This is a genomic window from Bythopirellula superficialaquae (genome assembly GCF_059632245.1).
In genome coordinates, this window is the sequence record NZ_CP197426.1 from 775151 (window position 1) to 799150 (window position 24000).

At 55.1% G+C, this 24000-nt stretch carries 23 protein-coding genes; 15 read left to right on the forward strand and 8 right to left on the reverse strand.

Annotation, left to right across the window (positions count from 1 at the left end; genetic code table 11):
* Nucleotides 1–30: 30 nt before the first annotated feature.
* Complete coding sequence (locus SH678x_RS03240) at nucleotides 31–408, reverse strand: cupin domain-containing protein (RefSeq protein ID WP_496921445.1); 378 nt, start codon at nucleotides 406–408, stop codon at nucleotides 31–33.
* An 87-nt stretch (nucleotides 409–495) separates the two neighbouring features.
* The gene (locus SH678x_RS03245) at nucleotides 496–1434 is read right to left on the reverse strand and encodes a mechanosensitive ion channel family protein (RefSeq protein WP_496921446.1); all 939 of its coding nucleotides are present in this window, start codon (nucleotides 1432–1434) and stop codon (nucleotides 496–498) included.
* 162 nt (nucleotides 1435–1596) lie between these two features.
* Between SH678x_RS03245 and scpB the strand changes: the two genes are divergently transcribed.
* From scpB to SH678x_RS03270, 5 genes are all read left to right on the forward strand, one after another.
* Nucleotides 1597–2298: an SMC-Scp complex subunit ScpB gene (gene scpB, locus SH678x_RS03250; protein ID WP_496921447.1), complete on the forward strand. Its 702-nt coding sequence runs from the start codon at nucleotides 1597–1599 to the stop codon at nucleotides 2296–2298.
* 234 nt (nucleotides 2299–2532) lie between these two features.
* Nucleotides 2533–3222, forward strand: a complete 690-nt coding sequence (gene rpe / locus SH678x_RS03255; protein ID WP_496921448.1) for a ribulose-phosphate 3-epimerase — start codon at nucleotides 2533–2535, stop codon at nucleotides 3220–3222.
* Between the two features lie 40 nt (nucleotides 3223–3262).
* On the forward strand, nucleotides 3263–3964 hold the full coding sequence (locus SH678x_RS03260) for a histidine phosphatase family protein (RefSeq protein WP_496921449.1): 702 nt from the start codon (nucleotides 3263–3265) through the stop codon (nucleotides 3962–3964).
* Nucleotides 3965–4149: 185 nt separating this feature from the next.
* Nucleotides 4150–4980: an acetyl-CoA carboxylase, carboxyltransferase subunit beta gene (accD, locus tag SH678x_RS03265; RefSeq protein ID WP_496923054.1), complete on the forward strand. Its 831-nt coding sequence runs from the start codon at nucleotides 4150–4152 to the stop codon at nucleotides 4978–4980.
* 162 nt (nucleotides 4981–5142) lie between these two features.
* Nucleotides 5143–6819, forward strand: a complete 1677-nt coding sequence (locus SH678x_RS03270; protein ID WP_496921450.1) for a DUF7453 family protein — start codon at nucleotides 5143–5145, stop codon at nucleotides 6817–6819.
* Between the two features lie 142 nt (nucleotides 6820–6961).
* On the opposite strand, the gene SH678x_RS03275 is transcribed toward SH678x_RS03270, so the two are convergent.
* A complete protein-coding gene (locus tag SH678x_RS03275) occupies nucleotides 6962–7633 on the reverse strand; it encodes a DOMON domain-containing protein (RefSeq protein ID WP_496921451.1) in 672 nt (223 codons plus the stop codon).
* 41 nt (nucleotides 7634–7674) lie between these two features.
* The gene (locus tag SH678x_RS03280; RefSeq protein WP_496921452.1) at nucleotides 7675–8631 is read right to left on the reverse strand and encodes a CAAX prenyl protease-related protein; all 957 of its coding nucleotides are present in this window, start codon (nucleotides 8629–8631) and stop codon (nucleotides 7675–7677) included.
* A 420-nt stretch (nucleotides 8632–9051) separates the two neighbouring features.
* On the opposite strand from SH678x_RS03280, the gene fusA reads away from it, so the two are divergent.
* From fusA to SH678x_RS03300, 4 genes are all read left to right on the forward strand, one after another.
* Nucleotides 9052–11151 (forward strand): elongation factor G, encoded by a 2100-nt coding sequence (gene fusA / locus SH678x_RS03285; RefSeq protein ID WP_496921453.1) that lies wholly within the window; start codon nucleotides 9052–9054, stop codon nucleotides 11149–11151.
* Nucleotides 11152–11700: 549 nt separating this feature from the next.
* On the forward strand, nucleotides 11701–12390 hold the full coding sequence (locus SH678x_RS03290; RefSeq protein WP_496921454.1) for a hypothetical protein: 690 nt from the start codon (nucleotides 11701–11703) through the stop codon (nucleotides 12388–12390).
* A gap of 323 nt (nucleotides 12391–12713) precedes the next feature.
* A complete protein-coding gene (locus SH678x_RS03295) occupies nucleotides 12714–13688 on the forward strand; it encodes a hypothetical protein (RefSeq protein WP_496921455.1) in 975 nt (324 codons plus the stop codon).
* A gap of 189 nt (nucleotides 13689–13877) precedes the next feature.
* Nucleotides 13878–14168 carry a YrhK family protein gene (locus SH678x_RS03300; RefSeq protein ID WP_496921456.1) on the forward strand — a complete coding sequence of 97 codons (291 nt, stop codon included), beginning with the start codon at nucleotides 13878–13880 and terminating at the stop codon, nucleotides 14166–14168.
* Here SH678x_RS03300 and SH678x_RS03305 read toward each other — a convergent pair.
* Nucleotides 14149–14829: a DUF421 domain-containing protein gene (locus SH678x_RS03305; RefSeq protein WP_496921457.1), complete on the reverse strand. Its 681-nt coding sequence runs from the start codon at nucleotides 14827–14829 to the stop codon at nucleotides 14149–14151. The two genes, SH678x_RS03300 and SH678x_RS03305, sit on opposite strands and share 20 nt — an antisense overlap.
* Nucleotides 14830–14913: 84 nt before the next feature.
* Nucleotides 14914–15807 carry an SDR family oxidoreductase gene (locus tag SH678x_RS03310; RefSeq protein ID WP_496921458.1) on the reverse strand — a complete coding sequence of 298 codons (894 nt, stop codon included), beginning with the start codon at nucleotides 15805–15807 and terminating at the stop codon, nucleotides 14914–14916.
* Nucleotides 15808–16213: 406 nt separating this feature from the next.
* Here SH678x_RS03310 and SH678x_RS03315 point away from each other — a divergent pair, with 406 nt between their 5' ends.
* Nucleotides 16214–16924: a hypothetical protein gene (locus SH678x_RS03315; protein ID WP_496921459.1), complete on the forward strand. Its 711-nt coding sequence runs from the start codon at nucleotides 16214–16216 to the stop codon at nucleotides 16922–16924.
* A gap of 63 nt (nucleotides 16925–16987) precedes the next feature.
* Here the strand turns inward: SH678x_RS03315 and SH678x_RS03320 are convergent, their stop codons facing one another.
* Nucleotides 16988–17797: a sensor histidine kinase gene (locus SH678x_RS03320; RefSeq protein ID WP_496921460.1), complete on the reverse strand. Its 810-nt coding sequence runs from the start codon at nucleotides 17795–17797 to the stop codon at nucleotides 16988–16990.
* A gap of 205 nt (nucleotides 17798–18002) precedes the next feature.
* Here SH678x_RS03320 and SH678x_RS03325 point away from each other — a divergent pair, with 205 nt between their 5' ends.
* Both SH678x_RS03325 and SH678x_RS03330 read left to right on the forward strand, forming a co-directional pair.
* The gene (locus SH678x_RS03325; protein WP_496921461.1) at nucleotides 18003–18263 is read left to right on the forward strand and encodes a hypothetical protein; all 261 of its coding nucleotides are present in this window, start codon (nucleotides 18003–18005) and stop codon (nucleotides 18261–18263) included.
* Between the two features lie 16 nt (nucleotides 18264–18279).
* A complete protein-coding gene (locus tag SH678x_RS03330; protein WP_496921462.1) occupies nucleotides 18280–18468 on the forward strand; it encodes a hypothetical protein in 189 nt (62 codons plus the stop codon).
* A gap of 19 nt (nucleotides 18469–18487) precedes the next feature.
* Here SH678x_RS03330 and nadD read toward each other — a convergent pair whose 3' ends face one another.
* Nucleotides 18488–19093, reverse strand: coding sequence for a nicotinate-nucleotide adenylyltransferase (gene nadD / locus SH678x_RS03335; protein WP_496921463.1), 606 nt, complete (start codon nucleotides 19091–19093; stop codon nucleotides 18488–18490).
* 116 nt (nucleotides 19094–19209) lie between these two features.
* Between nadD and priA the strand changes: the two genes are divergently transcribed.
* The 3 genes from priA to rnhA all read left to right on the forward strand — a co-directional run bounded on the left by priA (nucleotide 19210) and on the right by rnhA (nucleotide 23935).
* Complete coding sequence (gene priA, locus SH678x_RS03340; RefSeq protein WP_496921464.1) at nucleotides 19210–21510, forward strand: replication restart helicase PriA; 2301 nt, start codon at nucleotides 19210–19212, stop codon at nucleotides 21508–21510.
* A 159-nt stretch (nucleotides 21511–21669) separates the two neighbouring features.
* On the forward strand, nucleotides 21670–23448 hold the full coding sequence (locus SH678x_RS03345) for a sensor histidine kinase (RefSeq protein ID WP_496921465.1): 1779 nt from the start codon (nucleotides 21670–21672) through the stop codon (nucleotides 23446–23448).
* Nucleotides 23449–23473: 25 nt separating this feature from the next.
* Nucleotides 23474–23935, forward strand: a complete 462-nt coding sequence (rnhA, locus tag SH678x_RS03350; protein ID WP_496921466.1) for a ribonuclease HI — start codon at nucleotides 23474–23476, stop codon at nucleotides 23933–23935.
* Nucleotides 23936–24000: the final 65 nt, after the last annotated feature.

The following is a 24000-nucleotide window of genomic DNA, read 5'->3' on the forward strand; positions in this document are numbered from 1 at the left end:
TATAAAGCCCGGTCGTCTCGCCCGGGTGAATCAGCAGGTGGGCCAATCGTTCACCATGACGGTGTCCTCATGTTCGTAGGCTGGAGCACAACAGCAGAGGAACCGCAATGTTTCGTCGCCGATGTTGGTGATTTGATGCCGTTTGCCAGGGGGGATCGCAATTGCATCGCCAGGTGCCACGCTGCGGATTTCATTTTCAATCTGCATCCGGCCGCGCCCTGCGAGCAAATAATAAATTTCCTCGCAGAGTGGATGATAGTGCGGTGCCGTGCTTCCTCCGACGGGCAGTCGCGCTTCGGCCAAACTTTGGTTCGTGATGCACGAATTGCGGTGAGCCAGCAACTCGCGAATCTCCGACCCGTCTTTGGTCGTAAACGCGGGGACTTCGGCCAAGTTAAAAATGTCCACGGAACCTATTCCTGCAACACGCGGCAAGTAATTAGCAGCGGTTTAGGCTACCGCCGATTGTGCAGTCCGACAAGCTACTGGTTGTCGCTAAGCGGCGAGCGGCTGTTTGTCCGTTTGGAAGAGGTGTACGTCCAGTTGCGGGAAAGGAATGCCGATGCCGGCTTGGTCGAGTTCGATTTTCACGGCACGGATGAGGGCCTGTTTGGCCGTGGAATTGTCTTTTTGAGTGGCCCAGACTCGGGCGGTCCAGTTGACGGCGGAATCGCCAAGCCCCACGAGTACCACATCGGGGGCCGGATCGCGGACCGCTTGGGTAACCATCGTGAGGGCTCGTTCCAACGCTCGCCGGGTGGCGTCGATGTCGGCGTCGTAGGCCACGCCCACGGGGACATCGACTCGCCGCAGGCGATGGTAGGTGACGTTTTCGATGACCGATCCATAGATCGAGCTGTTGGGAATAATGACCCGCCGACCATCAAAAGTATCGACCTCGGTAGTGAACAGGGCGATCTCCGCGACCGTGCCTTGGTAGTTGCCGCTGGTGATCGTGTCGCCCACTTTGTAGGGACGGAAGATGAGCAGCATCGCCCCGGCGGCGAAGTTGGAAAGCGTCCCCTGGAACGCGAGGCCGATGGCCAAGCCCGCGGCACCGATCAGGGCGGCGAAACTTGTGGTTTCGATGCCGAAGTAACTAAGACACGTCAGCGCCGTGAGAAATAAGATGCCCCAGCGAACGAGCCGTGCGAGAAACAGGGTGAGTGTTTCGTCGAATTTGATTCTCGTCAGCGCCTTCTGCACGATCGAGGATGTCCAACTGGAAAGCGTCCAAGCGAGGATCATCAGCACGACGACGAACATCGCCCGTAGGCCGTAGTATTCTCCTAGGTGCAACCAATGTTGTTGATCGAGTTGGCTAAAGTTGAGAGAACGGACTAAACGCAGTGTCTCGGCATGGAGCTTGGCATTCGCTTCAGCTTCGGGACTTATCGGGGGTACGACAGCTAGCGCAAGGAGATAGTTAGTCATAAAAAATGCTTATAGGCCAAATGATCTGGGAGATTGCGGTATCTATCCCGTGCTTGGCCGTTTGTCGAGATCAGCAAGTGTCCTCGGGGGGCATGGCTAGCAGCTAGCAATCGCTGGGGAGCGCTCTTGTAGCTGGCGGAACGCGCGACGTATGATCCGCGCGTGGCTCAATCATCAAATAATCAAGAAACGAATGAGGGTGGCGGGCGGTTTTCGCTGCATCGGCTCTCGGCGGCGTTCGCGCGTTTGACGGGAACCGTCGAAACGCCGGAACCAACTGCAGCGGAAGTCACACGGTCGCATGATGAAGTACAAACCACGACGCTTGCCAATGACCGCCAGATTCTGTCGCCGAGAATGATCATTGAAGGAATGCTGTTTGTGGGGCTGGCCGATGGTAAGCCGCTCACGAATCGATCCATGGCCGCGCATATACGTGATGTTTCGCCGCAGGAAGTCGATGCGCTGGTGACCGAGTTGAATGAAATCTATGAGCAGAATGGCTGCTGCTATCACATCGTCGGGGAAGGCGCCGGTTACCAGATGCATCTCCGGCCCGAACACGAAATCGTGCGGCAACGATTGAGTGGGCGCAGCAAGCAGGTGAAACTCACGCCGCAAGCGATCGAAGTGTTGTCGGTGGTGGCCTATCGGCAACCGGTAAGTGCTGAAGATGTGACTCGTGCACGAGGGTCGCGGAGCGATGCGCTGCTGAATCAATTGATTCGCCGGGGACTGTTGCAACTCGAAAGAGTAGGCGAGGCACCGAAACCGGTTTACCGCACGACGGATCGCTTCAATCAGTTGCTCAACATCAAGTCTCCGGCGGAATTGCCGAGAAGCGAAGACCTGGACGATAATTGAGCAGGTCGCAAGTGATTGTATAGCAACACTTAACGGCGTTGCCCGAGTCCACACCCTAGCGATTCCTCGTAAGACTGCTAGAATTTCGCCCCGTTGCGATCACGATGAAAAAATGAGGCCCTACCCATCCTCTCTAGCGTTACAGGCTAAGACTCGCGAATATCATTCCTTGCGAATTCCCGTCGAGCCGGTGGCTCGTCTTCCATGAGCACAGCTCTTTGCCAATCTTCCGTTATGTCCGAAGGTTCCAAGTTCTCCGAACTGCGTGCCGACTCGCCGGTTATATTGCCGTCGATGTTGCTCTGCGACTTTGGACATTTGGAACGAGAGATCCGCGCGGTGGAAGAAGCAGGTGCACAGGTTTTGCATCTCGACATCATGGATGGCCACTTCGTACCGAACATCACCTACGGTTTCACGATCGTGGAAGCGTGTCGCAAGCTCACGCCGTTGGCGTTGGACGTGCATTTGATGATTTCCAATCCAGAACGCTACGCTGTGCAATTCGTGGAAGCCGGAGCAACGCTCGTTTCGATTCATGCTGAGGCGACTGATAATCCGCGACCCATTTTGGAAGCGATTCGCGCCGCAGGGGGGGCAGCCGGTTTGGCATTTAATCCTCCCACACCGGTTTCGGCGGTGGAGCCCGTGCTTGATGCGTGCGACTATGTGCTCGCGATGACGGTGATGCCCGGCTACGGCGGGCAAAAGTTCACGGCGAGCGTGATGGATAAGGTACGCCAGTTGCGAGAGTTGCTTCACGACAAAGCAATGATCGAAGTCGACGGCGGAATCAATGATGACACAATAGCTATGGCGGCTGCCGCGGGAGCGGAGATGTTTGTCGTGGGATCGGGGATTTTCAAAACTCCCGACTACGCGGCAAGCATGACAACGCTCAGGCAGTTGGCCCAGCGAACTTGAGACCCTTAGAGGAGTCGCGATTGAAACGCACTTCGCATCTATGAACAACATTTTGTTAATTCGTACCGGTAAGACGGACTACGATTGCCAGCACCGCATCCAAGGCACGCTTGATTTGCCGTTGAGTGAAGAAGGCTGGCAGAAAGTCGCCACGCTTGCTGAAGAATTGCATCAGCACGAGGTCGAAGCGATATATTCCGCGCCCGATCAAGCCAGCCAGCAAACGGCCGAATTGGTCTCGGTAAGCCTGCAACAAAAAGTCAAAACCAACAAAGACCTGTATAACCTGGATCTCGGTTTGTGGCAGGGCATGCTGATCGAAGACGTGAAGCAGAAGCAGCCCAAGGTTTACAAGCAGTGGATCGAACATCCTGAGACGGTGTGCCCCCCCGAAGGGGAACCTGTCGCCGCAGCGCAGGAGCGCCTACAGGGTGCGATTGATAAGCTTTCCAAGAAGCACAAGTCGGGGACCGTGGCCTTGGTCCTGGCCGAGCCTTTGGCGAGTTTGCTGTGCAATCTTGTTCGTGAAGATGATTTGGGGAATCTGTGGACCACTTGCTGCAAGTCGCGGCCTGCGTGGGAATTGCTCACGCACGGCGTTGAGCAGACGGTCGTCCTCAATGGTTCGGCCGATGTGAACGGCGTGGCCCACACCAACGGACATGTCGAGACCAATGGGCACGCCGAGAGGGATGGCGAGGCCTATTTGGCTGCGGAGCTTGCCCCGCGTTTAGAAACCTGAGGCTTGGGCGTTTTTCGACCCCTTTCCACCGCAAGCGATGGCGAAATAACGCGGCATGGCTGGCATGTTTCTCCGCTGATATACTAGAGGTGGACGTTTTCTGAACTCTCCTGCTTATGATCACGATCCCCAACAAGCCCATGGCATCCAGCCAGACCGATATTACGAGCGAGCAAGCGAAACCGATGCGGGACGACGAAGCCAAACCCACCCGGGAAAAGCGCGGCGTGCCGAGCGGGCTTTGGCTCAGCTGCGAAGATTGCGGAGCGATGATCTTCCGCAAGGAATTCGAGCGGATCTTCAACGTCTGCCCCGAATGCGGCTTCCACATGTATTTGAGCGCTCGAGATCGCATCAAGAGCGTACTCGACGACGGTACGTTCGAGGAATGGGATGCGAATCTCTCGCCCACCGATCCGCTGGGCTTCGAGGACAAGAAAAAGTACAGCGAACGGATCGTCGCTGAGCAAGCTCGGACGGGCTTGAAGGATGCTGTGCTGACGGGCACGGGAATGATTCGCGCTCGACGCGTGGCGTTCGGCGTCACCGATTCCGCGTTCATCATGGGAAGCATGGGTTCTGTTGTCGGCGAGAAGCTCACCCGGCTGATCGAACGTGCGACCGAACAACGCTTGCCGCTGATCATCATAAGCGGTTCGGGCGGTGGTGCTCGGATGCACGAAGGCATCTTTTCGCTGATGCAGATGGCGAAGGTTTCGGCTGCACTGGCTCGCTACGACGAGGCGCAGGGTTTGTTTATCTCCGTGCTCACCAACCCGACGATGGGTGGCGTGGCCGCGAGTTTTGCGTCGCTAGGCGATATCATTTTTGCCGAGCCGAAGGCCTTGATCGGCTTTGCTGGCCCGCGGACAATCAAAGCGACGATCCGCATTGAGTTGCCTAAGGGATTTCAGACGAGCGAATTTCTGCTCGCCCACGGCTACATCGACCGCATCGTCGAGCGGGCCGACATGAAGAGCGAAATCGCCAAGATCATCGACTACTGCGGCAAGTAGGCGAGCAGCTTGATCGCCGTTTCTGCGGTTCGGAGTACTGCGGCTATTTGAGAACGACCGCGTGAAATAATCCACGCCATTCTTTTGTAAAAAATTGTGCTCGGCCTTCTACTAGAGTAATCTTACAGATTGACTCCTAAAGTTTCCTCAGGAACCTAGCACTTGAAAAAAACCTCATTTGCCATGTTCACGGCGCTAGCGGCGACGGTGCTGTTTAGCGCCGGGACGGCGACCGCCCAAATAATTCGCACGGTCGCACTCAGAGGTCAGGCGGCCCCCGGTACTCCGACCGGCGTGAACTACTACACTTTCAGCACCGCCGTGCTCAATGACGTTGGCCAAACGGCATTTGTAGCCACTCTCAGAGGTAGTGGTGTGACGGGTGAGAACGAAAAAGGCATCTGGTCGGAGGGAATGGGCAGTTTGGCCTTGATCGCCCGCGCGGGAAATCCGGCCCCAGGCACATTTAGCGGCGTGAAATATAGCGACTTCAACTTACCCGTGCTCAATGACCTCGGCCAGACTGCTTTTCGTGCCGAACTCAGCGGTGACGGCGTCACTAGCGCGAACAATAGCGGCATCTGGTCGGAGGGAATGGGCAGTTTGGCCTTGATTGCCCGCGAGGGAAACCCGGCCCCAGGCACATTTAGCGGCGTCAAGTACACCGGCTTTGACTCGCCAGTGTTCAACGACGCCGGCCAGACGGCGTTTCGTGCCTTTCTCACTGTCAGTAATGTCATGGACACGGATGGCGTTGGTATCTGGTCGGAGGGATCGGGCAGCCTAGTGCTTATAGCCCGAGGGGGAAATCCGGCACCAGGCACAGTCAGCGGGGCGAACTACAGCAGCTTTTTCGGGTTGCCTGTGCTAAATAACGCCGGTCAGACGGCGTTTGCCGCCAGGCTGGCAGGCAGCGGTGTTACGACTGCTAACGCCACAGGCATCTGGTCGGAGGGATCGGGCAGTCTGGCGTTGGTTACCCGCGCGGGCGTTCCTGCCCCCGGGACGCCTAACGGCGTGAACTACAGCGGCTTCTTCTACTCGCCGGTGCTCAATGGCGCTGGACAGACTGCATTTCGCGCCGACCTCACCGGCAGTGGCATCACGGCCTCAAATAGCTTAGGCATCTGGTCGGAGGGATCGGGCAGCTTGACAATGGTCGCCCGCGCAGGCAATCCTGCCCCTGGCACACCCAGCGGAGTGAACTTCAGTGGTTTCGGCTTGGGTATCTCAGATTTGCCTGTGCTAAATGAAGCCGGGCAGACCGCATTTCGCGGCTTCCTCATCGGCAGCGGCGTCACGACCGCCAACAACAATGGCATCTGGTCGGAGGGCTCAGGCAGCCTAGCGCTCGTTGCCCGTGAGGGCGATCCGGCTCCAGGCACGTCCGCCGGTGTGAACGACAGCTTCCTCACCTTCAGCGGGCCAGCGCTCAATGGTGCCGGCCAAACGGCGTTTGCTGCCGACCTGACCGGCAACGGCATCACGGATGCTAACGACCGTGGCATTTGGGCGACCGACGCCAACAACATGTTGCAGCTCATTGTCCTAGAGGGTGACTCGCTGGAAGTGGCACCCGGTGACGTTCGAATCGTGAGTTCTGTAAGTTTCATGAACAACACCGGTAACGGCGATGGCCGCCCCAGCGGCTTCAACGACCGAGGCCAGCTCGTTTTTTCCGCTATCTTCACCGACGGATCAAGTGGCGTTTTCGTCTCGAACCGCGTAGCCATTCCAGAACCGGGCGCGCTGACCCTGGCGATTTATTCTAGTATTTTCGCATTAACATCGCGGCTTCGGCCGCGATTATACTTGATCGTCGGTGCCCGCAATTCGTAGAACCGCGGTGTCATCGCGTGAATCGATGTAGCCAAGATTTTTTCTGCTGCGGCAAGTAGGCGAGCGGGGGACGTTAGTCCCCGGCATAGCGAAGCACAATCACAGCGCAACATTTGCGCGAGGCTTACGCCTCCCACTCTCCTTAGGGCACTAACAGAACCTCGGCCCAGCAGCTTGGGTCTTCTTCGTAGGGGAATCCCGTGCCCAGCGAAAAGGTTTGCAAGCCTTGTTCGCGGTCGAGCAGCGCATAGGTGAATCCCAGCTTGGGCGAACCTTCGGGATCGTAGCCGTAGAGCGACATCGCCGTGGCTAAGCAGGAAAGCTCGTAGCCGTTCTTGGTGACCTTGGCCTTTGCCTGCAATTCGCGTGGCCGTACGGGACGGGCATTTTCACGAGCCCGATTGATGAGTAACTGGTCGGCAACGGGCTCTTCAGCAGAATGCCCGCCACCTCGTGGCAAGTAGGCAAAGCGATGGCAGAACTGACTCGCACGGTGGATGTTGGTCGTTGCCCGGGTGTCGACCCAAATTTGCAGGCCGTCGCTGTCTTCAAGGCGCGAATCACGGCACCAGGGGAGCTGGGCCTTGCCTTCGACTTTGACCCACCAAGCCAAGCCTTGCGGGCTCCAGGCCATGCGGACATCGGCGATTTGTCGTTCGCTGTCGAGCTCGGCGAGCCGCGGAAGGCGGTACTTTTCGTCGAGTGTGATGCCTTGCGCGGTCCAGATGGGATCGCAACGGTGAACTTCGACCGCAAAGCGGAACAGGAACCGTGGCGGGACGAGTGAGCTGTCGGGGGTGGTGATTTCGGACATTATGTATCAGGCCCGGTCGGGACAACCGGGTTATATAGAATTTACATGAGTTGCCATTGGTTGAACGTTACGACGTACACGCCAAGTAAAAAGTTCGTCACGCCGTGGGCGACGACGCAGTCCCAAATGTTCTTGTTGCGGACCATCAACCAACTGACCAAACTGAACCAAACGAACGCGGCCAACAGTTCGCTGGGGTGCATCAGCATAGGTACCGCCGTGCCGGTGATCAGTGCCGCGCGGGTCGCGGTGCCGAAGGGAACTTGCCACCACTGTTCATGCACGACGAATCGCATCAGAAAGCCGCGGAGGAAAAATTCTTCGATGATCGGCACGACGAGCGCGAGTCCGATGAATCGAACCACTAGGAACGCCCAAGCCAGTCCCGGTTGGTCAGCTAGGTAAACAAAGGGATTGTAGGCACTGCGTTCGCCGGTTCCCAGCATCGCCATCAGGCCGATCGTGGGGGGATCAGGGTGATCGATCCCTGGCAACACGTTGCGAACGGCTCCGAGTGTGCGATCAATGGGGCCAATGATTTTCGGTTCGAGACGGATGTGGCAGAGGACAATCCACAGAACGACCCCCACGACGCCGACGACGATGCTCAGGAAGCTCACCCGCCAGGGGAATGTGCGGTACCCGGGCCAGACGGCGATCATTGTGAGAATTACGAGGGCGAGCTTGGCCGTGTAAATCCACGGATAATCTTGGTAGGAGAACTTGGGGAGGAGACCTGAGCTGGTGGATTCTAAGGCTTCGGCCCGTTCAAGCTGGGCACGAAGCTCGGTGATGTTCTCGGCATCGCTGGGTTTGAAATTCCGCGGCGGAGTGGGCTCAAAGCTTCCAAGCAGCATGAACGCGGCCATGGGCAAGATGAACGTGGCCCAAGGATAGCGCGAGAGCCAACCATCGGGCAGCTTGGCGGCAACGGGGCGTGGCTCGTTGGAGGCCGTGTCAGTGGCCATGCCAGCATTCGGCGAGGATGAATCGGTCATATTGCGTATCTAATGGCAGGAAAAGCACTTATTGGCCGCGGACGTATCGACTCGGACGACGTGGCGCACGAAATCTTCATACGCAAGTTTGCAAACGGCGCGTAAAATAGAAATCGCTATTTGCGGAAATTGGTCCGCTGCCTACGCTGGTGCGAATTGAATGTGGAATGTCCATTGATATTCAAGGCGGTTTTCCCGGAGGAAATCGCATTTGCACTAGCTATCAGCGGCCAGCGAAGGCACAATACCAGTTTACCCCGCCTTGCGACAGGGTGACAGGAAGTCACTCGTACGGTAATTCTGCATCGCCGGGAAAGCGATTCGCCTTCCGGCAATCCCCAGTTAGCTACCACCGCGTGTGCGATACACGACGGCGTCGATACATTTGTTGAGTGATGAAGGGTTTGTTGAGGTTGATATATGGATCTGCGTAAAGTTCGAAACATTGGTATTTCAGCGCACATTGACTCGGGTAAAACGACCTTGAGCGAGCGCATTTTGTACTACGCCGGGCGTATTCACAAAATTGAAGACGTTCGCGGTGGCGGTGATGGTGCGACCATGGACCACATGGAGCTCGAAAAAGAGCGTGGCATTACCATCACCAGCGCGGCCACGACAGTTCAATGGCAGGGCAACACGATCAATTTGATCGATACCCCGGGTCACGTCGACTTCACGGTCGAGGTGGAGCGCAGCTTGCGCGTCCTCGACGGTGCGGTGCTCGTGCTTTGTTCGGTCAGCGGCGTCCAGTCGCAATCGATGACGGTCGACCGTCAGATGAAGCGCTACAACGTGCCCCGCTTGGCCTACATCAACAAAATGGACCGCACGGGTGCTAATCCGATTTCGGTGGTGAAGCAAGTCCGCGAAAAGCTCGGCGCCGATGCCGTGGCGATGCAGCTTCCCATTGGTAAGGAAGATAACTTCAAGGGCGTGATCGACCTGTTGACTATGAAGGCGATCTACAACGATGGTTCCAATGGCGAAACCGTCCGCGAAGAAGAAATTCCCGCCGAGTTGCTCGAAGAAGCCAAAGCCGGTCGTCATCATCTGCTCGAATCGTTGTCGATGTACAGTGATGAGCTGATGGAGCTTTTGCTTTCCGAGGAAGAAGTCCCGATGCCGTTGATCCACAAGATCATCCGCAATGCGACGATCAACCAAGGTTTCACTCCCGTTTACATGGGCTCGGCCTTCAAGAACAAGGCGGTCCAGCCGCTGTTGGACGCAGTCAATCGCTACCTGCCTTCGCCGCTCGATCGCGAGTTCTATGCCCTTGATCCCAAGGAAGAGGGCAAGAAGGTGCCACTGACTAGCGATCCCAATGATCCGTTCGTGGGGATGGCATTCAAGATCGTCGACGACGAATATGGCCAGTTAACCTACACGCGTATTTATCAAGGCTCGATTTCCAAGGGTGAAGCTTACTTCAATCAGCGCACCGGCAAGAAAGAACGCTTTAGCCGCATCGTCAAGATGCACAGCGACAAGCGTGAAGAAATCGACAAAGCCGAGGCGGGCGATATCGTGGCCATTATGGGCCTCGATTGCGCGAGCGGTGATACCTATTGCTCGCAGCCTAGTTACTGCACGCTCGAAAGCATGTTCGTGGCCGCGCCGGTGATCAAGATGTCGATCAATCCGCTTTCACGCGACAATGCCGACAAGTTAGGCAAGGCCCTGCAGCGCTTCCGCAAGGAAGACCCCACGTTCCAGGTGGCCACCGACGAAGAGACGGGTGAGACCGTCATCGCCGGCATGGGCGAGTTGCATCTTGAGATTTACGTCGAACGTATCAAGCGTGAATACGGCGTCGAAGTCGAGGTGGGTGCTCCCAAGGTCAGCTACCGGGAGAGTGGCACCGCGCCCTACGCTTACGATCACAAACGCAAGAAGCAAACTGGCGGTTCTGGCCAGTACGGCCATATCAAGGGCGAAATGCGGCCGATGTCTGCCGAGGATCGCGAAGAAGCCGCTGGCAGCGAATTGCTATTTGTCGATAAAATCACTGGCGGCAAGATCCCCAAGAACTTTATCCCCGCGATCGAAAAGGGTTTCCGTCAAATGTTGACCAAGGGGCCGTTGGCCGGTTATCCGGTGGTGGGTCTCACGGTGGAAGTCAACGATGGTTCGTACCACGACGTCGACTCGTCGGATATGGCGTTCATGCTGACCGCCCAGGAGTGCTTCCGTGAAAACTTCCAACGTATGAAGCCAGTTTTGCTGGAGCCGATCATGCTCGTTGAAATCGAATGCCCTGAGGCCTTCCAAGGCCCGGTCGTCGGTCAGATTTCCAGCAAGCGTGGCATGGTGGTGTCGACCGACACGGCTAACAAGATTACGAAGATCATCGCCGAAGTGCCGCTGGCCGAGACGTTTGGTTATTCAACCGATCTGCGAAGCCAGACTCAGGGTCAGGGAACCTTCACGATGGAATTGAGCAAGTACGCACCGGTGCCGGGCAATATCCAAACCGATATTATCGCCGATCGGAAGCGTGAACTTCAGCCTGCGTAAGTAGTGCTTAAAAATGTACCAACGACAACGCCCAGGGATTGCCAATCCTTGGGCGTTTTTTTGCGCGCTTGCGGAGTGTTGTGTTGCCTACGGGCAACGTGTTCTGGTCGTGCGTTTGCGTGAATCAACCTGACGGTGGGGTTGGCGCGAAAGTGTCGTTCGTTGTTTGAGAAGACAGGGGAATGTCCGCAAACGAGAGCACAAATTTTTGCCTCTAAGGCGAATATCGAATTGTGTTGAGCTACGTTTAGCTATCTCGCCCGAAGAGAGCCCACGAGGGCCACCATCGGGCGAAAAACGAGTGCCAACGACGGATTGTGGCGGTTGTAACGGGCCTGGATTCCCGGGAAAAATTCGTGCCTTGTAGGGGAAAACCAACCGCCAGCGTGACCTAGATTTGAGTATCCAGTGGCGCTCGGAAAGCTGCCGCGGAAACCGACGAGTGAGACCCCCTCAACCACGCAGAGTTATGCGTGGAACACGCTCCTGGCAACTTTCCTTGCAACTTACCTACATCAATTGACTGCCTGACCAGCAAAGAGTTCGCCGATGGGCTTCCTAAAGAAATTTTTTCGTAACGTCTTCCACGAAGACCTTGTCGCACAAGGCACGAGCAGCTTCGAAACATTGCGCGAGGACGAGCTAGAAGCGCACATGAAGGTGAGCCGCTACGGTAGCTTTATTCTGACTGAAGCTGTGCGGCCTTCCTATGGTTTGGAAGTGGTTCCTTCCGCTGGCTTCCGCCACGACACCTACCGCGATGAGTCCTCGAAACAGGACGTACCAGTCGTGATGGCCGCGGCTTCGCGGGAACGGTTATTTGAAACATTTATGGAATTGTTAGATCCTCTGGGGCCGGTGGTCGACGTGGTGTTGGAGAGCAGTCACCATTATCCGACTTCCGGCAATCAGGATCTTTATCGAGAACATATCGATATGCCAATCCTGCAGAGCATTTTGTGGGAATATGAAGATATGCTGGTGAACGACGGTTGCACGGGGATCGCGGTGCTGAATCCCAGCACGCCTCAAGAAGTGCAATTCGACGAACACAAACTGTTGATCGTCTACGGCAAGAAGCTCACGCCATTTGAAAGCGCATTGATCGACGCCGGATTGAACTGCCGGGAAGAGATGCGGTTCATTACCGAGGCCGAACACGTGCATTCGACCAATGACGATTACATCGCCCAATTTGAAGAACTCAAAATGCGACTGGGGATTGATTCCGGCTATTAAGCCGTAAGAGATAACTAGCGCGTAGCCAATCCACTTTGGCCGCGGCTTTGCAACCGCCAGGCCGGTGATTCGCAAGAATCACCGGCCTGACTTTTTTGGTGACGATTTTTCAAAGCTTCTGTTCTCTGACGCCCATTTGGACCGGTCACTGACCGATGCGGTTAGGTAATGACCAAGTGACTCGTCATTGGCTAATTTTTTGCAGGCAGTTTCGCCGTGTCGACGCTATCTCGGACTGGTATGGAATGTGCAACCCCGCTTAATCAAGGTACGTAAAAAAATGTGCCAGCAACCAACTCACTTATTAAGAAACGAGTCTTGTCATGAGAATGTTAATCAACAGTGGGGTAATCGGGGTATTAACAGCATTCCTTGCTGCCCCTCTTTTCGCGCAGCCAGCCGAGGTACACACCAATGTTAAAAAGCGAGCTTCCACAGAACAGGGAAGTCAGGTTAAAGCTCGAGGGGAAAGCAGTATTTATCCCGATGATGAATCACCTTGGTTTAGTTCCGAAAATTTGCGGAATGAACTAAAACTCGATGATGATCAGATGGAACGACTTAATAGAGCCTATGGCGATACATGGCGACAATTGAGGGGTAACCAGAACAACAATGGTGGCGAACTCGATGCACAAGCGCGTAGTCAGCGCTTGAATGAATACCGCGATCGATTTGACAATGAATTCACTCGTAGCTCGCGTGATGTTTTTCGAAATCCTGAGCAGCAAGCTCGCTTCAATCAACTTCAATTGCAATACCAGGGGTATGGCGCTTTTCAGAACCCACGTCTGCAGCGAGAATTGAATCTTAACGACAACCAAAGTCGTCAATTGCAAGAACTTTATAACGACTGGAACTCTGAAATCAGTGGGTTGAGGGAAGGCTATGCTAGTAATCGCGATGATGCTACGAATCGATTTAATGAGTTGCGTTCACGCTCCAACGAGCGATTTCAAGGCATACTTAATGATCAACAACGTCAATCTTACAACGAGATGACTGGCCAACAATTTGATTTCGGTGCCGACAACTATTTGAACAATCAAGGGAATCAGGCCAATCAAGGATCTAATCAGAATCGTGAAGCCTCACCCGGCTTTAACACGGGACAATCTCCGGGATTTAATACTGGCCTCAACCCCACTGGTGAGACGACAGGAACTGGCGCAGGCACGCCAGCCGGTGCAGGGACAGGTACCGGCAGCACCGGAACTGGAGGCACAGGTACGGGAACAAGTGGCACTGGGGGAACAGGATCGGGAAGTGGAGCGGGTGGTAGTGGCTCGGGAAGTTAACGAGGTTTTTCGACGGAGACGACCGCACGAAGATCAGGTGCGTCAGGTTGTCGTGGTTTGTTGTAACCCTATGAAGGCTAAGGTTTTCGCATCTTCTCTAGTCCGAGGGGACGTCGGGATCATGAGATCTCCGGTCAATGACACGATATTCGCGGTCGTCTCCGCCGTTTTTCTATAGGGTCAACGGAAATGGTTGAGGCCGTCACCTCTGTCAGGAAAAGAGTTAATCCTGGCCGCGAAGAGCGGTCGGCTAGTCGACGCAGTAATGAAAAAACAAAACGATTTTTTGATCGCTATGAATGGTGGTTTGTTGTTTTAGGTTTATTAGGCAATGCGTTGTTCTTTGTAGGGAGTATCTGTTTTTTCTTCAAACATTTAGAAACATTTGCTATTAGCCTTTTCGTCGCTGGCTCATGTTTCATGCTTGTGAGCTCGACAGCAAGTTCATTATCTGAGTACTCTAACAATCAGCTAGAGTAGCCGGTTGCCACTGGTGATCGCCACAGCGAATGCATTGTTTTTCTTGCTGATTGGCGAGGCAACCGCATTTTTTACAACAAAGAATCGGTTCGTCAGTCGATTCGCACAGCCGTTTGCCGTCGGGAAGAACTGAAAGTCCTGGTAGGGTTTCAGTTCGTTTGATCGTGCTAAGTTTTCCTGAGGGTTCGAGATAGGCCACGGCCACTTGCCCGAGTTGATAGATGCCGTCGGCTCGCAGGCTCTCAAACAGCTCGTCGCGTGACAATGTTTCTTCGTGCAGTTTGTCGAGCAGTATGACGCCATTTTCCACAATGAGTGTGGGTTCGCTTTCAATGATTTTCTCAAGCGTTTTGTTGTTCTCGGTTAGCAAGGCGACGGCACGTTCAATTCCGAGCACGAGCCCAACAACCGCGAATGAATGCAATAAAGGTACGTCGTCAAAGATCATGCCGTCCCCTACCGCCGATCCGAGCGCAATAATGATAGCAAAGTCGAAAAAAGTGATGTCACCCATGGTACGTTTTCCGCTCCAGCGCAGAAAAATAAGCGTGACTGCATAGACAAGAAATACCCGTAGAGCGATTTCAAAAAAGTAGGTGACGGGATGCTCGCCGAGAAAGATGCGGTGGAGATCGAAGGAGTAATCTTGTTGATTATCCATAGCGTGGTCCTAGAAAGAGTGTTTTGAACAAGTGCTGAAGACCCTCCCATAGTACCTCTCTGGAGTACCAAGCAAGGGGGAGTATTAACCGTTGACGATTTCGCCGCCGTTTGGATGGAGCACTTGGCCGGTCATGTACTGCGAATCGAGGGATGCCAGGAATAAAAAGCAGGTGGCACATTCCCATGGTTCACCCGCCCGGCCCAATGGCGTGTCGCTGCCGAACTTGGCCACCTTTTCGCCAGGAAATGTTGCAGGGATGAGCGGAGTCCAAATCGGTCCTGGTGCAACTGCGTTCACGCGAATGCCTTCTTTGGCGAGCATTCCAGAGAGTGAGCGGGTGAAACTGACGATCGCACCTTTTGTGGCGGAATAGTCCAGTAGACCTGGACTACCACGATAAGCAGTGACCGATGTCGTGTTGATAATCGTTGAGCCTTGATGCTTCTTGAGATGCGGCAGGGCGGCTTTCGACAAAAACACCATTGAATAAATGTTCGTCCGAAATGTGGCATCGAGCTGCTTTTCGGTGATGTCCTCTAGCGATTTCTGAGGATGCTGTTCGGCGGCATTGTTCACAAGGATATCGAGTCGCCCAAATTTCTTTACCGTTTTCTCAACGGCTTGATTGCAAAACGCTTCGCGACCGATATCGCCTTTAATTAACAGGCCTTCCGAACCTTCCTCCTCCACTAGCCGCAGAGTTTCCTCGGCATCGGTTTGTTCTTCGAGATAAACGATGGCAACCTTTGCCCCTTCACGTGCAAATAGCACGGCCGTTGCGCGACCAATACCGCTATCCCCACCAGTGATCAGGGCAACTCGGTCAGCGAGTTTCTCACTGCCGCGTAGCTCCGGCACGATTGTCACCGGCTCGGGCCGCATCTTAGTTTGACGACCTGGCTGGCGCGATTGAGTTTGCGCAGGGCGTTGCTGCTTTTTGCTCGACTTGCCTTCTTGCTTGGAGCTGTTGGCCATCGGTTCCTCGGTGGTTAAAAGTCGCAGCCGCGATAAAACAACAAGATAAGAACGATAGGCAGTGGCAGGCCGATCAACCAAGCTAAAATGCCGTATTTGACTTTGCCTGCACGATTGGCGACGCGAGTGTTCATAATTTCCTCTCCTAAGAATGATGTGAAACTGACAAATCGCTCAATCGCAAGAAGTGTGCCGCTTTGGAAAAAGCCTTTATTTCCAGTGTTTTTAAAGTTGGGCTTGAAGGGGGAGCAAAGTCAACGAAAGGACTGGTCGTTTGGCGATCAGGTCGTTGAATTGCCTGGCAGTCTGCTAGCAATTGTGATCGCCCTTGCGGTGCTGGCATCGTTTGACGATTATTCGCCGCCCTCATGCGCTCACATCGATGCGTTGGGCTGAAGGTCTGTGAATGCGCCGTTACTTCATAATCCTGACAATGCTGATTGCCGCGGGTTGCCACTCGTTTCGTAACGAGCCGCCCGCGCTGCAATCGCCAACCGTGGCCGCAGGGGGAGCAACGTTTGTTGCGCCGGGAAGTGGAGGCAATCCTTTATTTCAAACGCCGCAAGGTGTGCAGCAAGCCGCCGCGACCGATCCCAATGTATCGCGGTCGATTGTCATTCCCGTGACGAACGAGGATTACACTTGGGAGTTGATTGTCGACACTGTGGATGACTATTTCGACGTCGATCAAGAACATCGCGTGCAAATGGTCGGCAATGTTGTGACGGAAGGTCGCATCGAAACATTTCCGCAGATTGGTGGAACTTTGCTCGAACCGCATCGCAGGGATTCGGTAGGCCGATACAACTTGGTGGAAAGTACGCTCCAAAGCGTGCGTCGTCGGGCCGAGATTCGCGTCGTGCCGCAACAAGGGGGTTGGCTCGTCGAAGCGATTGTTTACAAGGAGTTTGAAGACCTTGCGCGACCAGAAAATGCTACGGCTGGCGCGGCGTCATTTCGCTTTGATAGTTCGATCCCCAGCCGACTCGATGAAAGCGTGAGCCGCACCAAGCTCTCTAAGTTCTGGATTCCTATGGGTCGGGATTGCGAAATTGAAACACTCATGCTGCTCGATATTCAAGAACGGATTGCAAATCCGCCGCAGCCACATCATTAATGCGTGTTTAAGTTGTAGCCACAGGCAGTAGCCCGTGGCATGACCGCTGGCTGCCGCCTGCGACTATGATATCGGTAGAGCTGAGGGGACGCCAAGCTTTGGTAGTGGAAGCGTTGGCGCTACGACCGGCTGGCTTACCGGTAAGCGAATGATGAACGCCGTGCCGCGACCGAGGCTGCTTTCTACACGGATGCGGCCTTGATGGGCATCGATGATATCTTTGCAAGTGGCGAGTCCCACGCCCGTGCCTCCCTTGCCCGTTTCGTCGGGTCCATTCTTGGTGGAGTAATAGCGGTCGAAAATCTTCGGCAGACTTTCTTGGGGTATGCCCGAGCCAGTATCGCGTATCGTAAGTTCCACCATGTTAGAGGCAGCGTCGTGAGCCAATCGCAATATGAGTTCGCCGCCGTTAGGCATTGCCTGCCGGGCGTTGGTCATCATGTTGAGCAGGACTTGCTGGATTTGATTGCCAATCGCGCGAACCGGTGGGATTTCGGCAAACTCGCAGCGAACCTGCACGCGGTATTTTTGTAATTCGCGTTCCAGCAGGATCAGTGACTCGTTGATGAGTTGATCGAGATGCGTGGGGGCAAACTCTTCCTTGCGATTACGCGCCAAGCCGAGCACGCTGTTGGTGATTTTTTCGGCGCGCTGAGCGGCAGCGAGGATTTTGTCGAGGGCTTTGTCGCGAGTCGGTTCGTCTTTGTGACGCAGGCCGAGTTTGGCGTAGTTGAGGATTGTCATCAGCACGTTATTGAATTCGTGGGTGGTGGTGCCCACGAGTTCCCCCAGCGAGGCCATCCGCTGCGCTTGCAGGAGTTGTCGTTTGAGGTACTCGATTTCCTGTTGGGGATTCAGATTGCCGCCTTGCATGGGATCGTCTCGAGTTGCTGGCGTTGGGGAAACACTGTCTCAGGGCTTGTGTAGCTTGCCCTTTTTGACTGACTGGAACGCTTTAACTGCTTTTAATATCGGTACTTAGCTCAGTAGACGGTATCGACGAATTCCCCTGGGCGACTCAAACCGAAGCCGATACAATCCCGCCCCACAGCAGAAAACGAGTTGGAAAGGGAAACCGATGAACGCCGCCAAGTTGCTATCACTCGCTCTCGAAGCCGTACGATCGGCGGGTTACGAAGTTCGCGAAGACGTGCTCGACGGTGCCGGCGGTGGGCATTACTTGATTCATGGCAAGAAATGTTTACTGCTCGACATGACGCAATCGCATCGCGAGCAACTTAATGATGTGCTGGACGCCCTGCGCACGGAATCGCCGTCGGGCGAACTTCATCCGCTGCTAGCAGCGAGTTTGAATGACTCGGCATTGAGAGCAGCGTAGGTGCGGAGTCAATGCTATGTATCGCGTAAAAGTTCTTTTGATCGCCATAGCAATGCTGAGCTTGAGCGGTTGCACCGTTTACGAAGGTTTGTTTTCAGTTTTCGGCGATAGTTACAGTGGTGGCGGTACAACGAGAACAGAACGTGAAGCAGATTACGAAGCTCAAATTGAGAGTTGGAACAATGCGAGCATTGAAAATCGTTAAGCGAACGATCTAGTTTAGCTTATTGGTATAGATTCTTGTTGCGAATGTATTCCGCGACCTTGTTTGGAACAAATTCATCCCAGTTTCCGCCCGCTGTAATGAGTTGTCTGATTTCCGAGCTGCTGATTTCCATCGGTGGCATTTCAACTTGGTCGGCTCGAATTTCCGCGAGCCTTTTCTCAGAAACAATTGCTTCTAGTGGCGTAAAATTAGGTGACGGCTCTCCCGCACGATTGACGACGAGCGGGGTGGCTAGTTGACAGATCTTCTGAGGATTCTTCCAGTGTGGGAAGTCGACCAGTGAATCGGCCCCCATCAAAAGGAACAGTTGAGCCGACGGGTGCAACGCGGCGATGTTTGTCAGCGTATCGACCGTGTAGCTCGTGCCGCCGCGCTCGAGTTCAATCCGAGAAATTTCGAAGTTGGGATAATCGGCGAGGGCAAGTTCCAGCATGGCCAAACGCTCAACGGCGTTGGTTCGCGGACCATCTGGTTTGAAAGGCTGTTGCGCAGCCGGGATAAACCAGACGCGATCGAGCTGAGCCTGTTGCCGGCAGCTCTCCGCCAGAACGAGATGCCCCCGATGCACGGGATCGAAACTGCCACCGAAAATGCCGAGACGCATGGGGTTTTGCAGCGGAATGCGATGAAGGGGAAAGAGTTCTATAATAACAACCTTGAGCGCGATCTTATTCAGGATGTTCTCCTGCTGCAAGCAGCGGGGCTAAATATTGAGATTTCATGCCAAGTAAGCAAACCAGTTTATTCGACGATGAGCCCGCTGAGTGGGAAGTTGATGCGCGGCAACAACGGTTGGTGGCAACCGTCGTCTTGGGCGAAGGGGCCACGGGCGAATACGACTATTTGGTTCCCGAACTTCTGTGCGATAAGGATTCTCCTGACTGTTGTTTGCAGACCGGTCGCCGAGTGCGCGTGCCGTTTGGTCGGTCCAATCGCAAAGTAGTTGGCTACTGTGTCTCATTGGGCACGAAGACGGTTGATCCTGCGCGGCTGAAATCGGTCGCAGAGGTTGTCGACACGGCCACGCTGTTGTCGCCGGCAATGCTGCGTCTCACGCGGTGGATGGCCGACTACTATCTGTGCAGCTGGGGCGAGGTACTCGAAGCGGTGGTGCCTGCCGGTGTGCGGCAGCTTGCCGGGACGCGGAAAGTCATTCTGCTTTCTGTTCCCGAGGATGTACGCGATCAGTTGGGAAGTTTGAAGCTTAGTGCCAAGCAGGCTCAGGCTTTGGAATATCTAGTCAAGACTGAGCGTCCCCTGACGATGCGGCAACTCGCGGAAAAGGCGGATTGCACGGTTGCGCCGATCAAGCAGCTGCTTAAGAAAGGTTTGATCGAAGCCCGCGAGAAGCGAATCGATTCCGGCGAATCGGAACTGGAATTTGCGGAACGCGAAACACCGCTGACGCTCAATGAAGATCAGCAACAGGCGCTCGATAGAATTCATGCCGCCTTAGAAATACCTGAAGCTCACGGTATGGTGCTGCATGGCGTCACCGGCAGCGGCAAGACGGAAGTTTATTTGCAAGCGATTGATCGTGTCGTGAGCTTTGGTCGGCAAGCGATTGTGCTTGTGCCAGAAATTAGTTTAACGCCGCAAACGGTACGACGTTTTCGCGCTAGATTCGACGGCGTGGCAGTTTTGCACAGCCATCAAACACACGTCGAGCGTCATCGCGAGTGGCAACGGATCTCGCGGGGTGAAGTGCAAGTTGTGATTGGCGCACGGAGCGCCGTGTTTGCACCGACACCGCATTTGGGACTCATTGTCATCGACGAAGAGCATGAATCGTCGTTCAAGCAGGACAGCACACCGCGGTATCATGCCCGAGATGTGGCCTGGCAGCGGGCGCTCGCGGAGAAGATTCCGCTCGTGCTAGGCAGCGCGACACCGTCGTTGGAAGCTTGGCAGCGAACAGAACTGCGAGAATTCGAGCGGCTCGATTTGCCACGGCGGGTTTCCAATCGGCCTTTGCCCAACGTGGTGATCGTCGATTTGCGTGATTCCGCTCAGACGCGGCATAGTCGAGGGGCGATCAGCCGGCCGTTGCATCAAGCGATGGTGGCGGCCTTGCGCGATGAAGGGCAAGTGATTTTACTGTTAAACCGCCGTGGCTTCGCAACGCACATTCAATGCCCGGCGTGTGGATTCGTGGCCAAGTGCCCGCACTGCGAATTGCCGCTCACATTTCATCGCCAAGAACATGTGACGCGCTGCCATTATTGCGATTATCAAACCGAGCCCCCAGCGAGTTGCCCTGATTGCCATTCCGTGGCGATTCGCTTTGGTGGTGTTGGGACGCAGAAACTCGAAGCGGAAGTGAATGCGCGGTTTCCCGACTACGTGTGCGAACGGATGGACACCGACAGCATGAAAAGCCACGGCAGCCATCAGCGTGTGCTTGATGCTTTCCACGAAGGCAAGATCGATATCCTGCTGGGGACGCAGATGATCGCCAAAGGCTTGGACTTTCCCAACGTGACGCTGGTGGGGGTGATTAATGCCGACACGGCGTTGCACTTGCCAGACTTTCGCGCGGGGGAACGCACCTTTCAACTCGTTGCGCAAGTGGCAGGACGAACCGGCCGGGGTGAGAAGGGAGGTCGAGTTTTAGTGCAGACCTTGAGCCCCGATCACTTGGCAATCCGCGCGGCGGTACGGCACGACTACGAGATGTTCGCTGTGGAAGAGCTCGCGGTTCGCAAGCAACTGCATTACCCGCCGTATGGTTCGATGATTCGGCTGGTGGTTCGCGGCCCGGCGGAAGAAACCACGCGTGCCGTGGCGGAGCAGATTGGAATCGCGCTACGTGCCGCGGCGAGCGAGCAGCCAGGGGTGCGCGTGATGGGCCCCGCTGTGGCGGCAATCGCCAAGTTGCGCGATCAGTACCGATTTCAAATCCAATTGCAAGCAGAATCGATGCCACCACTGCACGAAGTGGTGCAGCAGGCCACATCGCGAATCAAGCTACCAGACAAGGTCTTTTTGGCGGTGGACGTCGATCCGTGGGATATGTTGTAGCGAAGAGGTGAGGGGTCGGAGGTCAGGGGTCACGGTGTTGCACTTGGACTGTCTGGCGCTGCTCCCTTAGAATGGAGACGTACCAACCGGGGTCGGGACGACCCGGCTCTTTGACTTCTGAATTCTGCCCCCCGACCTTTGACCCCTGACCTCTCCTGAATGAGTTATCGCGGCCTGACCACAGCGATTGGCGAAACGAGCCTCGAGCGTAAATGCCGGTGGCTGTTTGGGGCGTGTTTGTTGCCGCTGATTGCGGGGAGCTTCTGGTGGTATGGGCAACGGACCAATGAGATCGTGGAACTAACCGCCAGTCTCATGGGCGAATCGTTGGCGAATGCCAAGCTCGCAGAGTTGCACAAGACGGGCGAGGTTGACCCGGCCATCGAGCGAGCTTTGGCTGATACTCGGGAAACGATGCGCAAACTCAAGTATTCCGTGCAAATGTTGTTGCCGGACAACCCTCAACGAATTGGCCGGCCTGAGGATCAGTTCGAATGGGACTTAATGGATCAATGGAAGAAATTAGGGCAGCAACTCAAAACTGATGAAGACATTCAGGAGTTGCCACCACAATGGTATCAGAGGCTTGTTCAAGTCACCGATGGGCCAGCGGCATTGGTTGAAGGTGAAGAAGATAAGGCAGCAAATCCACAAAAAGAACAATGGATTTATCAATACTACACTCCGGTTTATGCCGAACAGCAGTGCATACTTTGCCACAGCACGCCGGGCGTCCCCGTTCATTGGCCCGATTTAAGAGTTGGAGATTTACTGGCCATTGAGCGCATTGAAACGGATGCCGAGGAAATCCGTGAATTGCAACAGAGTAGTATCGCTTGGATGATTGTCGCGGCCGTTGTGACTGTGTTCCTTTCCATGGTCGCATTATTTGTCATCGTGCGGTACATCATCGTCAAGCCGCTACGGCATTTGCGCGATGTGAGCAATGCGATCCGCAGCGGCGACGTCGAGCAGCGGGCCGTCATTCACACAGGAGATGAGTTCGAGGAACTCGGTGCCGCGTTTAACCGAATGTTGCGGCAGCTCTTGCGGCAGCAGGACGAGCTTAAGGAAGTGAACACCGAGCTGGATCATAAAGTTGACGAAATGGCCCAGGCAAACATGCGGCTGTTCGAGATGAACCAGATTAAGAGCGACTTCCTGGCCACGGTCAGCCACGAACTGCGCACGCCGCTCAACAGTATTATTGGCTTTAGCGACTTGCTGGCGACGCTCGAGAAGCTGGAAGACAAGGAACGCCGCTACGCGAGCAACATCCAGCGTTCCGGCCGGCAATTGCTGGAAATGATCAACGACATTTTGGACCTCGCGAAAATCGAAAGCGGCAAAATGGACATCCGGTTGAGCGATTTCAGCATCAGCTCGGTGGTGTCGGGTCAATGTGACATGGCCCGGCCGTTGAGCGAGAAGAAGAATATCGATCTGGACTGCGAAATCGAACCGGCTTTGCCCTTGATGCGGCAAGATCGCAGCAAGGTCGAGCAAATCATCAACAACCTGCTTTCCAATGCGATTAAATTCACACCCGATGGCGGCCGGATCACGGTGAAGGTGCTCCGCGATCGTCGCGGTGAGTTGCAACTGAGCGTTACCGATACGGGCGTGGGTATCAGCGAAGAAGATCGAGGGGTGATCTTCGAGAAATTCCGTCAGGGGTCGAACGTGCTTTCCAGTGGCACGGCGATGACCCGCGAGTATTCGGGCACCGGTTTGGGGTTGTCGATCGTGCGTGAGTTGTGTCGACTGTTGGGGGGCGAGATTACCGTCGAAAGCGAACTTGGCAAGGGCAGCGAGTTCACCGTGGCTTTGCCGTGGGAGTTGTCCGAAGTGCCGCGCAGCGTTTCGGAATTGGCCGAGGATTTGAAGCAACTCTCCAAACCGCGGCTCGACGGTCTGGCCGCACCCATTGGCAAGTAAACTCACGCTCGGCTTCGCAGATCGCATGGCAAATCATCCCCTGGTCCATTTGTTCACCGACGGTGCGTGCAGCGGCAATCCGGGTCCTGGGGGCTGGGCCTTCATCCTGCGTCATCCTGCCACCGGCAAGGAACTCGAGCGCTCCGGCGGGGAACGCGAAAGCACCAACAATCGCATGGAGTTGACGGCGGTCGTCGAAGGGCTGTCGGCGCTTAAGAAACCCACTTCCGTGGAGATTTTCACCGACAGCGTGTATGTCGGCAAAGGGATGATTGAATGGCTCCCCAAGTGGAAGGCCAACGGCTGGCGGCGTAAGGAAGGGACCAAGTTTGTCCCCGTCAAAAACGAAGACCTCTGGCGGCAACTCGATGAGCAGCTCGCCCGGCATGAGATCAAGTACACCCGCGTCGCGGGGCATAGCGGCCATGAGGAAAACGACCGCGTCGACCAACTGGCCGTCGCGGCGTATCAGAAGTACTTGCGGTAGTGTTGACGCAAATGTTTTATACGCGGCAGCGGGACGCTGCCGGCTAACTTGTTGGCGTTGGGCGG

Bases quoted from the DNA above. Each gene is read 5' to 3' on its own strand.
- SH678x_RS03245 (WP_496921446.1), bottom strand. From the start codon at position 1,434: ATGACTAACTATCTCCTTGCGCTAGCTGTCGTACCCCCGATAAGTCCC.
- rpe (WP_496921448.1), top strand. From the start codon at position 2,533: ATGTCCGAAGGTTCCAAGTTCTCCGAACTGCGTGCCGACTCGCCGGTT.
- SH678x_RS03260 (WP_496921449.1), top strand. From the start codon at position 3,263: ATGAACAACATTTTGTTAATTCGTACCGGTAAGACGGACTACGATTGC.
- accD (WP_496923054.1), top strand. From the start codon at position 4,150: ATGCGGGACGACGAAGCCAAACCCACCCGGGAAAAGCGCGGCGTGCCG.
- SH678x_RS03275 (WP_496921451.1), bottom strand. From the start codon at position 7,633: ATGTCCGAAATCACCACCCCCGACAGCTCACTCGTCCCGCCACGGTTC.
- SH678x_RS03280 (WP_496921452.1), bottom strand. From the start codon at position 8,631: ATGACCGATTCATCCTCGCCGAATGCTGGCATGGCCACTGACACGGCC.
- fusA (WP_496921453.1), top strand. From the start codon at position 9,052: ATGGATCTGCGTAAAGTTCGAAACATTGGTATTTCAGCGCACATTGAC.
- SH678x_RS03290 (WP_496921454.1), top strand. From the start codon at position 11,701: ATGGGCTTCCTAAAGAAATTTTTTCGTAACGTCTTCCACGAAGACCTT.
- SH678x_RS03295 (WP_496921455.1), top strand. From the start codon at position 12,714: ATGAGAATGTTAATCAACAGTGGGGTAATCGGGGTATTAACAGCATTC.
- SH678x_RS03300 (WP_496921456.1), top strand. From the start codon at position 13,878: ATGGTTGAGGCCGTCACCTCTGTCAGGAAAAGAGTTAATCCTGGCCGC.
- SH678x_RS03305 (WP_496921457.1), bottom strand. From the start codon at position 14,829: ATGGATAATCAACAAGATTACTCCTTCGATCTCCACCGCATCTTTCTC.
- SH678x_RS03310 (WP_496921458.1), bottom strand. From the start codon at position 15,807: ATGGCCAACAGCTCCAAGCAAGAAGGCAAGTCGAGCAAAAAGCAGCAA.
- SH678x_RS03315 (WP_496921459.1), top strand. From the start codon at position 16,214: ATGCGCCGTTACTTCATAATCCTGACAATGCTGATTGCCGCGGGTTGC.
- SH678x_RS03320 (WP_496921460.1), bottom strand. From the start codon at position 17,797: ATGCAAGGCGGCAATCTGAATCCCCAACAGGAAATCGAGTACCTCAAA.
- SH678x_RS03325 (WP_496921461.1), top strand. From the start codon at position 18,003: ATGAACGCCGCCAAGTTGCTATCACTCGCTCTCGAAGCCGTACGATCG.
- SH678x_RS03330 (WP_496921462.1), top strand. From the start codon at position 18,280: ATGTATCGCGTAAAAGTTCTTTTGATCGCCATAGCAATGCTGAGCTTG.
- nadD (WP_496921463.1), bottom strand. From the start codon at position 19,093: ATGCGTCTCGGCATTTTCGGTGGCAGTTTCGATCCCGTGCATCGGGGG.
- priA (WP_496921464.1), top strand. From the start codon at position 19,210: ATGCCAAGTAAGCAAACCAGTTTATTCGACGATGAGCCCGCTGAGTGG.
- SH678x_RS03345 (WP_496921465.1), top strand. From the start codon at position 21,670: ATGAGTTATCGCGGCCTGACCACAGCGATTGGCGAAACGAGCCTCGAG.
- rnhA (WP_496921466.1), top strand. From the start codon at position 23,474: ATGGCAAATCATCCCCTGGTCCATTTGTTCACCGACGGTGCGTGCAGC.